Source organism: Streptomyces sp. NPDC101194 (assembly GCF_044767885.1).
Lineage (GTDB): Bacteria > Actinomycetota > Actinomycetes > Streptomycetales > Streptomycetaceae > Streptomyces.
The window spans coordinates 1,366,547-1,380,929 of the sequence record NZ_JBIWOS010000002.1 but is presented as its reverse complement, the minus strand read 5'-3'; the positions used below and the strand labels follow the sequence as shown (position 1 = coordinate 1,380,929).

12 protein-coding genes are annotated in these 14,383 nt (G+C 70.7%); 6 read left to right on the top strand and 6 right to left on the bottom strand.

What is annotated here, in order from left to right; genetic code table 11:
* Positions 1-4 precede the first annotated feature (4 nt).
* The 3 genes from trxA to ACIRP2_RS12945 all read right to left on the bottom strand — a co-directional run bounded on the left by trxA (position 5) and on the right by ACIRP2_RS12945 (position 2,324).
* On the bottom strand, positions 5-349 hold the full coding sequence (trxA, locus tag ACIRP2_RS12955; RefSeq protein WP_404249289.1) for a thioredoxin: 345 nt from the start codon (positions 347-349) through the stop codon (positions 5-7).
* A 3-nt stretch (positions 350-352) separates the two neighbouring features.
* Positions 353-757 (bottom strand): MerR family transcriptional regulator, encoded by a 405-nt coding sequence (locus tag ACIRP2_RS12950; RefSeq protein ID WP_404249287.1) that lies wholly within the window; start codon positions 755-757, stop codon positions 353-355.
* Positions 758-953: 196 nt separating this feature from the next.
* The gene (locus tag ACIRP2_RS12945; protein WP_404249285.1) at positions 954-2,324 is read right to left on the bottom strand and encodes a cation:dicarboxylate symporter family transporter; all 1,371 of its coding nucleotides are present in this window, start codon (positions 2,322-2,324) and stop codon (positions 954-956) included.
* Between the two features lie 131 nt (positions 2,325-2,455).
* Between ACIRP2_RS12945 and ACIRP2_RS12940 the strand changes: the two genes are divergently transcribed.
* The 3 genes from ACIRP2_RS12940 to ACIRP2_RS12930 all read left to right on the top strand — a co-directional run bounded on the left by ACIRP2_RS12940 (position 2,456) and on the right by ACIRP2_RS12930 (position 5,711).
* A complete protein-coding gene (locus ACIRP2_RS12940; protein WP_404249283.1) occupies positions 2,456-4,147 on the top strand; it encodes an ATP-binding protein in 1,692 nt (563 codons plus the stop codon).
* Positions 4,144-4,818, top strand: coding sequence for a response regulator (locus ACIRP2_RS12935; protein ID WP_404249281.1), 675 nt, complete (start codon positions 4,144-4,146; stop codon positions 4,816-4,818). Before ACIRP2_RS12940 ends, ACIRP2_RS12935 begins: the two co-directional genes overlap by 4 nt.
* Before the next feature lie 254 nt (positions 4,819-5,072).
* Positions 5,073-5,711, top strand: coding sequence for an XRE family transcriptional regulator (locus ACIRP2_RS12930; RefSeq protein WP_404249504.1), 639 nt, complete (start codon positions 5,073-5,075; stop codon positions 5,709-5,711).
* Positions 5,712-5,897: 186 nt separating this feature from the next.
* Here the strand turns inward: ACIRP2_RS12930 and ACIRP2_RS12925 are convergent, their stop codons facing one another.
* Positions 5,898-6,923 (bottom strand): ATP-dependent 6-phosphofructokinase, encoded by a 1,026-nt coding sequence (locus tag ACIRP2_RS12925; protein ID WP_351074711.1) that lies wholly within the window; start codon positions 6,921-6,923, stop codon positions 5,898-5,900.
* A 306-nt stretch (positions 6,924-7,229) separates the two neighbouring features.
* Here ACIRP2_RS12925 and pta point away from each other — a divergent pair, with 306 nt between their 5' ends.
* The 3 genes from pta (at position 7,230) to pyk (ending at position 12,063) form a co-directional block, all read left to right on the top strand.
* A complete protein-coding gene (pta, locus tag ACIRP2_RS12920; protein ID WP_404249278.1) occupies positions 7,230-9,311 on the top strand; it encodes a phosphate acetyltransferase in 2,082 nt (693 codons plus the stop codon).
* Entirely contained in the window at positions 9,308-10,558 is a 1,251-nt protein-coding gene (locus ACIRP2_RS12915; protein WP_404249276.1) for an acetate kinase, read from the top strand. The genes pta and ACIRP2_RS12915 overlap by 4 nt, the downstream gene beginning before the upstream one ends.
* A gap of 74 nt (positions 10,559-10,632) precedes the next feature.
* Positions 10,633-12,063 carry a pyruvate kinase gene (gene pyk / locus ACIRP2_RS12910; protein ID WP_351074715.1) on the top strand — a complete coding sequence of 477 codons (1,431 nt, stop codon included), beginning with the start codon at positions 10,633-10,635 and terminating at the stop codon, positions 12,061-12,063.
* A gap of 448 nt (positions 12,064-12,511) precedes the next feature.
* On the opposite strand, the gene ACIRP2_RS12905 is transcribed toward pyk, so the two are convergent.
* Positions 12,512-13,789: a hypothetical protein gene (locus ACIRP2_RS12905; RefSeq protein ID WP_404249274.1), complete on the bottom strand. Its 1,278-nt coding sequence runs from the start codon at positions 13,787-13,789 to the stop codon at positions 12,512-12,514.
* The gene (locus ACIRP2_RS12900) at positions 13,779-14,348 is read right to left on the bottom strand and encodes a DUF6114 domain-containing protein (protein ID WP_404249272.1); all 570 of its coding nucleotides are present in this window, start codon (positions 14,346-14,348) and stop codon (positions 13,779-13,781) included. The genes ACIRP2_RS12905 and ACIRP2_RS12900 overlap by 11 nt, the downstream gene beginning before the upstream one ends.
* Between the last annotated feature and the right edge of the window lie 35 nt (positions 14,349-14,383).

Genomic DNA, 14,383 nt, shown 5'->3' with positions numbered 1-14,383 from the left:
CGCCTCACACCCCCGCGAACACGTCCTCCAGCTCCTGGAGCAGCTTGCGCTTGGGCCGGGCTCCCACCATCGACTTCACTGGTTCGCCGAAGCGGAACACCATCAGGGTCGGCGTCGCCAGCACCGCGTACCGGCTCGCGATCCCGGGGCTGGTGTCGACGTCGATCTGGACGATCTTGATACGCCCGGCCTCCTCGGCGGCGACTGCGCCGAGGACGGGGGCGAGTTGACGGCACGGGCCGCACCAGTCGGCGGTGAATTGGACCAGGACGGGGAGGTCGGCCCCGAGCACCTCTTCGTCGAAGGTGGTGTCGGTGACCTCGGCCACACCCTCTGCCGCATGAATCATCTGTCATCCTCCCAGTTCACAACGTGGTTCCGGACCGCCCGGAAGTTCTGCCGCGGCCTCCAGCTCGGCTCTCGCGAGCTGTGCGCCCACCTGGGCGCGTACCGTGCGGAGCTGCTCGATGAGCGAGTCGAGCTCGCCGAGCTTGCGCCGGTAGACGGCGAGCGAAGCGGGGCAGGCGTCACCGGCCGGGTGGCCGGCGCGCAGGCACTCGACGAACGGCCGGGTCTCCTCCAGTTCGAACCCGAAGTCCTGCAGGGTCCGGATCTGCTGGACGAGGCGCAGGTCGTCCTCGTCGTACGCGCGGTACCCGTTGTCGGCCCGTCGCGCGGGCAGCAGTCCACGTGACTCGTAGTACCGCAGGGTCCGCGTCGTCGTCCCGGCCCGTTCGGCCAGCTCCCCGATTCGCATGTCTTCGACCGTAGACCTTGACGCGGACGTCAAGGCAAGGAGGAATCACCGCGGAAGACGACACAGGGCCGTCGCGGAGGATTCCGCGATGGCCCTGTGTCCGTGTGGCGTGGCCGGGGACGGCCCTGTTCCGAACGAAGGACCCTAGGGCTGTCCCGCAATCACTGCGCGCCCGCCGGGGATTACGGGACAGCCCTTAGCCCTTCGCCGCAGCCGGCTCCCGGTCGCCGTCGCGCGGCTCCGGAACGCCGTCCGTGCCGTCGCCGTGCCCGGCGTCCTGGTTGAGCATCTCGTCGTTCCACGGGAGCGCGCCGGAGAGGACCTGGTCCACCCGCTCCTTGTCGATCTCCTTGGTCCAGGTGCCGACCAGGACGGTGGCCACCGCGTTGCCCGCGAAGTTCGTCATGGCGCGGGCCTCGCTCATGAAGCGGTCGATGCCGACGATCAGCCCGACGCCGTCGACCAGTCCGGGGCGGTGCGACTGGAGGCCGCCCGCGAGGGTGGCCAGGCCCGCGCCGGTGACTCCGGCCGCACCCTTCGAGGCGACGATCATGAAGAGCAGCAGCGAGACCTGCTCACCGCCGCTCAGCGGGTCGCCCATCGCGTTGGCGATGAAGAGCGAGGACATCGTCAGGTAGATCGCGGTGCCGTCGAGGTTGAAGGAGTAGCCGGTCGGCACGGTGATGCCGACGACGGGCCTGCTGACACCCAGGTGCTCCATCTTCGCGATGAGCCGCGGCAGGGCGGACTCCGACGACGAGGTGGAGAGGATCAGCAGGAATTCGCGGCCCAGATACTTCAGCAGGGACAGCAGGTTGATCCCGGCAACCAGTCGCAGGATGGCACCGAGCACCACGAAGACGAAGATCGCGCAGGTGACGTAGAAGCCGACCATGATGATCGCGAGCGACTTCAGCGCGTCGACCCCGGTCTCGCCGACCACCGCCGCCATCGCGCCGAACGCGCCGACCGGGGCCGCCCACATGATCATGGCGAGGATCCGGAACACCAGGCGCTGGATGTGGCCGATGCCGCGCAGGACCGGCTCGCCCGCCGACCCCATGGCCTGCAGTGCGAAGCCCGCGAGGAGGGCGATGAGCAGGGTCTGCAGCACCTCGCCCCCGGTGAAGGCGGAGACCATCGTCGTCGGGATGATGCCGAGCAGGAAGTCGACGGTGGACTCGCTCGCGCCCGCGGCCTGCTTCTCACCGGCGGCACGCACCGCTTCGGTGAGGTGGAGGCCCTGGCCGGGCTCCAGGAGGTTGCCGACGAGCAGACCGATGGCGAGTGCGACGGTCGACATCACCAGGAAGTAACCCAGGGCGAGGCCGCCGACCGCGCCGACCTTGGCGGCCTTGCGCACCGAACCGACGCCCAGCACGATCGTGCAGAAGATGATGGGCGAGATCATCATCTTGATCAGGTTCACGAAGCCGGTGCCGATCGGCTTGAGTTCGACCGCGACGCCCGGGGCCGCGAAGCCCACGAGGATGCCGAGGCCCACAGCCGCGATCACGGCGAGATACAGATAATGCGTACGGTCCCGCTTGGCGGCTGCCACTCCCACGGGGTTCTCCTCGGCTCGTCAGGGTCGCTCCCCCGTCCCTGGGGGGCTTGGCGACTATCCCGCTCCGCTGTGACGCCGGTCACTGTTACGTGCATTTCGTTCATATGTTTTCGGCCAGGCACACTGTGGCCATGCGCTTCCCCCGTCCCCGTACCCGCCCGCGCAGCCTGGCCGGTCAGCTCTTCGCCATGCAGGTGGTGCTGCTCACCGCCGTGGTGGTCGGGTGTGCGTTCTTCACCTATGTCTCCGGCCGTGAGCAGGCGAAGCAGACCGCGACCCGGCAGGTCAGGGCCGCCGCGCTGGCGATCGCCGACTCGCCGTCCGTACGGGAGGCCATCCGCACCCCGGACCCGTCCGCCGTGCTGCAGCCGTACGCGGAGAAGGTGCGCGCGGACACCGGGATCGCCTTCGTCACGATCATGTCCCCGGACCGGGTCCGCTGGACGCATCCGGACACCGACCGGATCGGCGAGAGGTTCCTCGGGCACACCGCGCAGGCGCTGCGCGGCGAGACGTTCTCGGAGACGTACACCGGCACGCTCGGCCCCTCGATCCGGGTCGTCACCCCGATCCGGGACGGCGGCCGCATCGTCGGTCTGGTCAGCGCGGGCATCACGGTCGACCGGGTCTCCTCGCAGGTGCGGGCGCAGCTCGGGGCGCTGGGGATGGCGGCGGGCGGGGCGCTGGCACTCGGCGGCCTCGGTACGTATGTGATCAACGCCCGGCTCCGGCGGCACACGCACGGCATGAACGCGGCCGAGCTGAGCCGGATGCACGACTACCACCAGGCCACGCTGCACGCGGTGCGCGAGGGGTTGCTGATGCTCGACGGAGGGCGCCGGATCGCGTTGATCAACGACGCGGGCCGGGAACTGCTCGGACTCGAACCGGAGGCCGTCGGGCGCAGGATCACCGAGCTGGATCTGCCGGCCCGGCTGACCGGTGCGCTGCTCGCCTCCGAGAAGCGCGTCGACGAGCTGCATCTGACGGCGGACCGGGTCATCGTGGTCAACACCCGCCCGGTGGTGGGCGGGGAGCAGCGCGGCACGGTGGTGACACTGCGCGATCACACGGAACTCCAGGCGCTGTCCGGAGAGTTGGACTCCGAGCGGGGGTTCACCCAGGCGCTGCGCTCGCAGGCGCACGAGGCGGCGAACCGGCTGCACACCGTCGTCTCGCTGATCGAACTGGGGCGGGCCGAGGAGGCGGTGGGTTTCGCCACCGCGGAACTGGAGCTGGCCCAGGCCCTCACCGACCGGGTGGTGGACGCGGTCGCCGAGCCGGTGCTGGCGGCACTGCTGCTCGGCAAGGCGGCGCAGGCGAACGAGCGGGGGGTGGAACTGGTGCTGGCGGACGACAGTCTGATCGACGACGGCGCCCTGCCCGCGACGCTGCCGCACCGGGATCTGGTGACGGTCCTCGGCAATCTGATCGACAACGCGGTGGACGCGGCGTCGGAGGCGGTGGCCGGTGCGCCCGGTCCGGAATCCGTGCCCGCCCCGCGGACGGCCGGGCCGGGCCGGGCCGCCCGTGCGCGGGTCACCGTCACCGCCCTCGCGGGCGAGGGCGAGTTGCTGCTGCGGGTCGCCGACTCCGGGGCCGGGATCGATCCGGACGACGCCGCCGAGGTGTTCGACCGGGGCTGGTCGACACATGGCGCGGGCCGGGGCATCGGCCTGGCCCTCGTCCGGCAGGCGGTGCACCGCAACGGCGGAACGGTGGCGCTGGACCGCGGCCCGGACGGCGGTGCGGAGTTCACGGTGCGATTGCCGCTGGCCGTCGGCGACCGCACGACGCACACCACGAAGGAGGCCACCGCATGATCCAGGTGCTGGTCGTCGAGGACGATCCGGTCGCGGCGGACGCCCATCGGCTGTACGTGGGCCGGGTCCCCGGATTCACCGTGGCCGCGGTCGCGCACTCGCGGGCCGAGGCGGTGCGGGCGCTGGACCGCGTGCCGGTCGATCTGCTGCTGCTGGATCTGTATCTGCCCGACGGGCACGGTCTGCAGTTGCTGCGCTCCCTGCGCGCGGCCGGGCACGGTGCCGACGTCATCGCGGTGACGTCGGCACGCGATCTCGCGGTGGTCCGGGAAGGGGTGTCGCTCGGTGTCGTCCAGTACGTGCTGAAGCCGTTCACCTTCGCGACCCTGCGCGACCGGCTGGTCCGCTACGCCGAGTTCCGCGCGGCGGCCGGTGAGGCGAGCGGCCAGGACGAGGTGGACCGGGCGCTCGGCGCACTGCGCGCTCCGCAGCCGTCCCGGCTGCCGAAAGGGCTGAGCAGCCCGACGCTGGAGGCCGTCACCCGCGTCCTGCGGGCCGCGCCGGACGGCGTGACCTCGGGTGCGGCCGGGGCGGAGCTGGGCATCTCGCGGATCACCGCGCGCCGTTATCTGGAGCACCTGGTGACGGTGGGGCGCGCGGTGCGCAGTCCGCAGTACGGCCAGATCGGGCGTCCGGAGCTGTACTACCGGTGGGTGGCCCAGGTGCGCTGAGCCCGTGCGGCGCCAGGCATCTGTCCGGTGACGAGCGCGAGGACCGTCGGCGTGAGAGGCCCCGGGCCGTGTCCTCGTACTGCCGCCCACGGTGCGACACCCGTCCGAGGACACGTCCTAGGATGTTCCTACGAGCCGTGATATCGGCGGAACACACCGTAGTCAGGCCACCTGTTGACTCCTACGGTGGGGCCGTGCACCCCTCCCCGCCCTTCAACGCTCCCGCCGCGCGCCGACTCCGCGAGGCCCTGGGGATGCTTCCCGGCCATGTCGCCTACGGCCTCGGGGCCCAGTACGGACTCCGGGTCGGCACGGAGACGGTGGTCGCCTGGGAGCGCGGACTCACCGTCCCGAGCGAGTACGAACTCACGGCACTGGCAGGCGTGCTGTGGTGCTCGCCGGGCGAGCTGCTCACCGCCGCGCGCACCCTGCGGGAGCACCGGGTGGCGCGGGAGCTGGCCGCGGAGGAACTGGCGCGTCTGCTGGGGCTGAGTCCCTCCGCCTATCTGCGGATGGAGGAGTCGGGCCGCTGGCGCGGCAATGAACGCCAGTCCGCGGTGCTCAGCGAGGTGCTGGGGCTGACGGCCGCCGGGTTCGTGGCGGTGTCCGGCCGGGAGGAGGAGCTGGCGGAGCTGTTGCGCGGCGCGGTGACGACGCGCTGGCAGGCACATGTCCGGCCGGTGGCGAAGCTGGTGCCGCTGGAGCGCGGGTTCCTGCAGGACGTACTGGAACAGCTGCACGCCGACTACCAGGCGCTGATGGTGTCGACGCTGAGCTGGAGCAGCACCGGTACGGAACGCGCCGGGGCGACGGGCGACGCGGGGCGGGAGTTCCTGGCGGAGATCGTGGAACGGTTCTGGCGGACGGCGGGGGTGGAGGGGACGAGCGCCTGAGCCGTGCGGACCCCGGTGACCGCGGTTCTCGTCCGTCGGGGCCGCCTTCGGGGTCACCGGGTCGCGGCCCGCCCGCACCGCCTCGGTGGCTGCGGGCCGAAGGGCGGCGAGCGGCCCCGGCCGTCCACGGGGAGGACGGCCGAGGCCGCCGGCCACGGTTTGCGACGCCGCCTCGGGCGTGCGGGGTCAGAAGACCGATTCGGCCTCGTCCATCCGGTCCGCGGGCACCGTCTTGAGCCGGGTGATGGCGTCGGCGAGCGGAACCATCTCGATGTCGTTGCCGCGCAGGGCCGTCATCCGGCCGAAGTCGCCCCGGTGCGCGGCCTCCACCGCGTGCCAGCCGAAGCGGGTGGCGAGCACCCGGTCGTACGCGGTCGGCGTGCCGCCGCGCTGCACATGACCGAGAATGACCGGCCGGGCCTCCTTGCCGAGCCGGGTCTCCAACTCGATGGCGAGCCGGTTGCCGATGCCCTGGAAGCGCTCATGACCGTACTGGTCGATCTCGCCCTTGGCGTACGGCATGGAGCCCTCGGCCGGGTGCGCGCCCTCGGCGACACAGATGACCGCGAACTTCTTGCCGCGCGCGAAGCGCTCCTCGACCATCTTGACCAGGTCCTCGACCTGGAAGCGGCGCTCGGGGAGGCAGATGCCGTGCGCGCCGCCCGCCATTCCGGACTCCAGAGCGATCCAGCCGGCGTGCCGGCCCATCACCTCGACGACCATGACCCGCTGGTGCGACTCGGCGGTGGTCTTGAGGCGGTCTATGGCGTCGGTGGCGACGCCCACCGCCGTGTCGAAGCCGAAGGTGCGGTCGGTGGCGGAGATGTCGTTGTCGATGGTCTTGGGAACGCCGACGACGGGCATTCCGGCGTCCGACAGCATCCGCGCGGCGGTGAGAGTGCCTTCGCCGCCGATCGGGATCAGCGCGTCCATGCCGTAACGGCGACTCAGCTCGGCGCAGTTCTCGGCGGCCTCGCGGAGCCGGTCGCGCTCCAGCCGGGCCGAACCGAGGATGGTCCCGCCGCGGGCCAGGATGCCGCTGACCGCGTTGAGGTCGAGGGGGCGGAAGTGACCGTCGAGGAGTCCCTTGAACCCGTCCTCGAAACCGATGACTTCGTCGCCGTGACCCACCACGGCCCGGTGCACGACCGACCGGATCACTGCGTTCAGGCCTGGGCAGTCGCCGCCTGCGGTGAGAACTCCGATGCGCATCGTGCTGTATCTCCTGCTCGCTAGTGTCGTGCGTTTCGGGGGCGACTACAGAATCCCCCGTACCGTGAGCCACCACGATTGTCCCACGTCAGGTCTGGACCTCGCGCTCCCGGCCGACGCGGGGTGCCCGCACGGGTGCCGCGCCGGAGACGGCGGTGGATCCGACGGCGGTCCGACCGGAAGGGCGGGAGGGGCCGCACCCCTGCGCACAGGGCCTCTCGCCCGGCGGGCGGCGCCTCGGCCCCCACAGGTATCGTCAACATGGCAATACCATCCCAAACCACAAAATTGGACGGGAGAGCACGCGTGACGCGCAGCGTGTACGTGACCGGTATCGACCGGGGAGACGGTCGCCAGGTCGTCGATCTGGGAGTCATGGAGCTCCTGACGCGTCAGGTGGACCGGGTCGGAGTGTTCCGGCCGCTCGTCCACGACGGGCCCGACCGGCTGTTCGAACTGCTGCGGGCCCGCTACCGGCTCCCCCAGGACCCCGCGTCGGCCTACGGTCTGGACTATCACGAGGCGTCCGCGCTCCAGGCGGAACAGGGTACGGACGAGCTGGTCTCCCAGCTCGTCGAACGCTTCCATCGGGTGGCCCGGAAGTACGAGGTGGTACTGGTACTCGGCACGGACTTCGCCGCCACCCAGCTGCCCGACGAGCTGGCGCTCAACGCCCGTCTCGCCAACGAGTTCGGCGCTTCCGTGATCGCGGTGGTCGGTGGGAAGGACCAGACCGCCGAGTCCGTACGGGCCGAGGCCCGTAACGCCTACCGGGCGTACGCCGGCCTGGGCTGCGACGTCCTCGCGATGGTCGTGAACCGGGTGGCGGCCGAGGACCGCGACGCCATCGCCGAGCGGCTGGCGGCCCAGCTCCCCGTCCTCTGCTCGGTGCTGCCGGACGACGCCGCGCTCTCCGCGCCGACCGTCACCCAGATCACCGCGGCGCTCGGCGGCACGGTGCTGCTCGGCGACGACTCCGGGCTGGCCAGGGACGCGCTGGACTTCGTCTTCGGTGGCGCGATGCTGCCGAACATGCTGAACGCGCTGACCCCGGGCTGTCTGGTGGTCACGCCGGGGGACCGGGCGGACCTGGTGATCGGCTCACTGGCCGCGCACAGCGCCGGGACCCCGCCGATCGCGGGTGTGCTGCTGACCCTGGACGAACGTCCCGGCGAGGAGATACTCAAGCTGGCCGCGCGACTCGCACCGGGCACCCCGGTCGTCGCGGTGGCCGGCGGCTCCTTCCCCACTGCGGCGCAGCTCTTCGCGATGGAAGGCAAGTTGAACGCGGCGACGCCCCGGAAGGCGGAGACCGCGCTCGGCCTCTTCGAGCGCCATGTGGACACCGGCGCCCTGCTGGAGCGGATCTCGGTGGCCCGCAGCGGCCGTGTCACCCCGATGATGTTCGAGCACCAACTGCTGGAACAGGCCCGCACCGACCGGCGCCGGGTCGTCCTGCCGGAAGGCACCGAGGAACGGGTGCTGCGCGCCGCCGACGTGCTGGTGCGCCGCGACGTCTGCGACCTCACGCTCCTCGGTGACCCCGACGTCATCCGCAAGAAGGCCGCCGACCTCGGCATCGACCTCGCCGCCACCCGGCTCATCGACCCGCACTCCTCCGAACTGCGCCAGGCGTTCGCCGAGCGGTACGCACAGCTGCGCGCGCATCGCGGGGTCACCCTGGAGCTGGCGTACGACGTCGTCGCGGACGTCAACTACTTCGGCACGCTGATGGTCCAGGAGGGGCTCGCGGACGGCATGGTCTCCGGGTCCGTGCACTCCACCGCGGCGACGATCCGCCCCGCTTTCGAGATCATCAAGACTCGGCCGGACGCCTCGATCGTCTCCTCCGTCTTCTTCATGTGCCTCGCCGACGAGGTCCTGGTGTACGGCGACTGCGCGGTCAACCCGGACCCGGACGCGGAACAGCTCGCGGACATCGCGATCCAGTCGGCCGCCACCGCCGCCCGCTTCGGCGTGGAGCCGCGGATCGCGATGCTGTCGTACTCGACGGGCACCTCGGGTTCGGGCGCCGACGTCGACAAGGTGCGCGAGGCGACGGAACGGGTGCGCGAGAGCCGGCGGGACCTCAGGATCGAGGGCCCCATCCAGTACGACGCCGCGGTGGAGCCGAGCGTGGCCGCGACGAAGCTGCCGGGCTCCGAGGTGGCGGGCCGGGCTACGGTGCTGATCTTCCCGGACCTGAACACCGGCAACAACACCTACAAAGCCGTGCAGCGCTCGGCGGGCGCGGTGGCCGTCGGTCCGGTGCTCCAGGGCCTGCGGAAGCCGGTCAACGACCTGTCCCGGGGCGCGCTGGTCCAGGACATCGTCAATACCGTGGCCATCACGGCGATCCAGGCGCAGAGCGAGGAGCGAACCGCATGACCACCCCAACCGCAGACGCCCCTCCCACCGCGTCCGCGCATCGCGTCCTCGTCCTCAACTCCGGCTCCTCGTCGGTGAAGTACCAGCTCCTGGACATGAGCGACCACTCCCGCCTCGCGGCCGGACTGGTCGAGCGGATCGGCGAGGAGACCTCCCGGCTGGTGCACACCCCGCTGGTCGGCCAAGGTGCCGAGCCGCGTGAGCGGATCGGCCCGATCGCCGACCACGAATCCGCGCTGAGGGCGGCGGCCGAGGAACTGGCCGCCGACGGGCTGGGCCTGGACTCCCCCGCACTGGCGGCGATCGGGCACCGGGTGGTGCACGGCGGGCTGCGCTTCACCGAGCCGGTGGTCGTCGACGACGAGGTGCTGAAGGAGATCGAGCGCCTGGTCCCGGTGGCCCCGCTGCACAATCCGGCGAACATCGTCGGCATCCGTACCGCGCGGGCCCTGCGCCCGGACCTTCCGCAGGTGGCGGTCTTCGACACGGCGTTCCACACCACGATGCCGGAGTACGCGGCGCGGTACGCGATCGACACCGAGACCGCCGACGTGCACCGCATCCGGCGCTACGGGTTCCACGGCACCTCGCACGCGTATGTCTCCCGCAAGGCGGCCAAGCTGCTGGGGCGCACCCCCGAGGAGGTCAATGTCATCGTGCTGCATCTGGGCAACGGCGCCTCGGCCTCGGCGGTGGCGGGCGGCCGTTGCGTGGAGACCTCGATGGGGCTGACCCCGCTGGAGGGGCTGGTGATGGGGACGCGTTCCGGCGACATCGATCCGGCCGTCACCTTCCACCTCAAGCGGGTGGCGGGGATGTCGACGGACGAGATCGACGAACTGCTCAACAAGAGGAGCGGGCTGCTCGGGCTCTGCGGCGACAACGACATGCGGGAGATCCGGCGCCGGATCGACGAGGGCGACGAGCGCGCGGCGCTGGCGTTCGACATCTACGTGCACCGGCTGAAGAAGTACATCGGCGCCTATTCGGCGGTCCTCGGGCGGGTGGATGCCGTGGTGTTCACGGCGGGGGTCGGGGAGAACTCGGCACCGGTACGGGAGGCTGCGATCGCCGGTCTCGAGGAGCTCGGTCTGGCGGTGGACGCGGATCTGAACGCCGTACGGTCCGGCGCATCGCGGCTGATCTCGCCGGACCACGCACGGGTCGCGGTCGCCGTGGTACCGACGGACGAGGAGCTGGAGATCGCCGTCCAGACCTTCGCGCTCGTCGGACAGGACCACAACTGAGCACCCCCGCGCCCCTTTGTACCTTCCACCAGACGGAATATTCCGCAGCGAAACAAACCGATAGGATCCGCCTCATGCGCCGTTCCAAAATCGTCTGCACACTCGGTCCCGCCGTCGACTCCCATGAGCAGCTCGTCGCTCTGATCGAGGCCGGCATGAGCGTGGCACGCTTCAACTTCAGTCACGGCAGCCACGAGGAGCACCAGGGTCGTTACGACCGGGTCCGCAAGGCCGCCGCCGAGACCGGCCGTGCGGTCGGCGTCCTCGCCGACCTCCAGGGTCCGAAGATCCGCCTGGCGAAGTTCGCCGAGGGCCCCGTCGAGCTGGTCCGCGGGGACGAGTTCACCATCACCTCGGAGGACGTACCCGGCGACAAGTCGATCTGCGGCACGACCTACAAGGGCCTGCCCGGCGACGTCGCCAAGGGCGACCCGATCCTGATCAACGACGGCAACGTCGAGCTGAAGGTCGTCGCGGTCGACGGTCCCCGGGTCAGGACCATCGTCATCGAGGGCGGCGTCGTCTCCGACCACAAGGGCATCAACCTGCCCGGCGCGGCGGTCAATGTCCCGGCCCTGTCCGAGAAGGACGTCGAGGACCTGCGGTTCGCCCTGCGGATGGGCTGCGACCTGGTGGCGCTCTCCTTCGTACGGGACGCCAACGACGTCAAGGACGTCCACAAGGTGATGGACGAGGAGGGCCGCCGGGTCCCCGTCATCGCCAAGGTCGAGAAGCCGCAGGCCGTCGAGCACATGGAGGGCGTCGTCATGGCGTTCGACGGTGTGATGGTCGCCCGTGGCGACCTGGCCGTCGAGTACCCGCTGGAGAAGGTCCCGATGGTGCAGAAGCGCCTGGTGGAGCTCTGCCGCCGGAACGCCAAGCCGGTGATCGTGGCGACCCAGATGATGGAGTCGATGATCACCAACTCGCGGCCGACCCGCGCCGAGGCGTCCGACGTCGCCAACGCGATCCTGGACGGCGCGGACGCGGTCATGCTCTCGGCCGAGTCCAGCGTGGGCGCGTACCCGATCGAGACGGTCAAGACGATGTCGAAGATCGTCGTCGCCGCCGAGCAGGAGCTGCTCTCCAAGGGCCTCCAGCCGCTGGTGCCGGGCAAGAAGCCCCGCACCCAGGGTGGTTCGGTGGCCCGTGCCGCCTGCGAGATCGCGGACTTCCTGAACGGCAAGGCGCTGGTCGCCTTCACCAAGTCCGGCGACACGGCCCGTCGGCTCTCCCGCTACCGCGCCGCGCAGCCCATCCTCGCCTTCACCACGGACGAGTCCACCCGCAACCAGCTCGCCCTGAGCTGGGGCGTCGAGGCCCACGTCGTCCCGCACGTGGACAACACGGACGCGATGGTCGACCTGGTCGACGCGGAACTCCTCAAGCTGGACCGCTACAACGAGGGCGACACGATGGTCATCACGGCCGGCTCGCCCCCCGGCATCCCGGGCACGACGAACATGGTGCGGGTGCACCACGTCGGCGGCGGGGCGCGCGACTGACGCGGCCCGTACCCGCACGGAGGGCGTCGCCCGCACCTGGATGCGGGCGACGCCCTCCGTTTCGATGTACGCGAGACGAACGGCCCCGGTACGGGCTGACCCGGGACAGCCCTTGGGGCAGGTGCGCAGCCACCTTCTGCCACTGCTCGTCGGACAGAGCGGCGTGGTCCGCCTGAATTCGTGAGGCGAACATCTCGGCCGCCGCCGACCACTGACCGACGTGTCCGTCGGCCCGTGACACCTCCGGATCGGACCAGCGGTCCACGTGGGCGGCGAGGTCCATGCGGCCGAGACCGGAGAAGATCTCCGCCACCAGGACATCACCCCCACCGATGCGAACGTCTCGCGCCCTGTCTGCGTGCACAGGTGAACGGCCGCGGTCCGCGCCTCGTCATGAAGCGCGGACCGCGACCGTTCCAGGGCTCCCGAACCAGCCCGGTGCATATGGCTAGTTGTTACCGCCGGTGAAGTAGTTGTGCAGTCCGGGCACCTTGAGCGTCCCGCCGAACTGCCCGGCCTGGGTCACCTTGACCTTGGTGAAGAACGCGAAGGGAACGTTCAGCGGCGGCGGTGTCTTCGGGCTGAACGTCACCGGGATGAGGCCGAAGAGGTTGCCCTTCAGCTCCTCGGTGTACATCGTCACCGTGCCGTTGCGGATGGTGGACGTGGAGCCCTTCCGCGCCTGGACGTGGGCCGTGGTCCCGTTCGGACCGACCGTCAGCTGGTGGAGGTCCTTGATGTCGATGGAGCTCGCGGTGAACTTCAGCACCTTCTTGATGGTGCCGTCCTGCGTCTTCACCTCGACGATGCCCTTGTAGTCGAGCCCGTTGAGGGTGAGCAGCGAGCTGTCCAGGATCCACGGGTCGGTCGGGAGCAGCGGGACGCCGGTCTCCAGGTCGGCCGCGGCCAGCGCCTCGGGGTCGGCCGTCGGACACGGGAAGCGCTCCTTGGCGCCGTCCGGGATGTCCTCGTCCTTCTTGGCGTCGAGTCCCTTGGCGCTGTCGTCCAGCTCCTTGACCGGCTTGCCGGCCCTGTCCGCGGCGTCACGGATGGCGGCGGCGGTCTTGTCGGCGGTCTCCTTCGCGGCGCCCGCGGCCTTCTCCGTCGCCTTCTCCGTCGCCTTCTCCGCCGGCTTGGCGGTGTCGCTCTGCGACGGCTTCGGGGACGCGGCGCTCGCGCTCGGGGACGGGCTCGCCGTGGCCTTGTCCGGCCCGTCGAAGAGGTCCTTCAGCGCGTCGCCGAGGCCCAGCGGGTCGAGCGGGTTCGTCGACTTCGTGGGGGTGGGCGAGGCGCTCGGCGCGGCGGCGGGCGCGTCGGCGGCCTTCGCCTCCGGCTTCGCCGCGTCGCTCGCCGACGCGGTCGCCGAGGGGGTCGCCGAGGGCTTCGGTGTCGCCGTGTCGCCCTTGCCGACGGAATCGGTGGCGGACGGGGACGGCGACTTCGTCTCCGACGCGGACGGGGACGGGGACTCGCTCGGCTCGTCGGAGCGGGTCACGCAGGGGCCGGGCGCGAAGGGGATGTCCGTGCTGTCGTCGGCCAGAGCGAGCTTGGGGGTGAGCCCCATGCCCACGAAGACGGCCGTCGGCATCGCAGCGAGCGCGAAGGCCTTGCCCGCGGGTATGTGCAGCTTCGTCAGCAACGACTTCCGGGGGGCCGCGTGGCGCGGCCCGCTTCTCGTCCGGAGGTCCTCCCCGGTCGAGCTCAGCTGCGTCTCGTCACCCCGCACGATGCCTCCCGCCGTCGACCTCAACTGTCGTGTCGTACTGCTCCGGCTGCTGCTGGGGCACCGCCGCCGTGCTGTGGAACTCGGGTTCGGGCTCCTGTGTCCCGGGCCCGGCGTCCTCGGTCTTCAGCCCCTGGGCACCGGTGTCCGTGGGGTCGGGCTTCGGCTCGCCCGGGGCCCAGGAGATGGAGAGCGCTCCACCGAGCAGGGCGAACAGGAAGCCGACCAGGAACCCGCCGATGTTGGCGACCGGTATGGAGATCAGTGCCAGCAGGATCGCGGCGACACCGGCGAACACTCTGACGATGTGGTGGAACCACATCGTGAGGCCCAGCGTGATCAGCAGGACCCCGATGATCAGCGATCCGGCACCGGCGGTCGTGGACATCGCCAGCGTGATGTTGCCGAGGTGCATGTTGGCGTACGGGAAGTACGCGATGGGTAGACCACCCACCATGGTGAACAGGCCCGCCCAGAACGGCCGGTTACCCCGCCAGGTGCGGAATCTCCGCCGGAGGACGCGGAGGTAGTGCTCGTTCTGCCCTGTGGACTCGGGGCTCATGGAAAACAGCTCCCTGGAACCGGTACTGCTGTGAG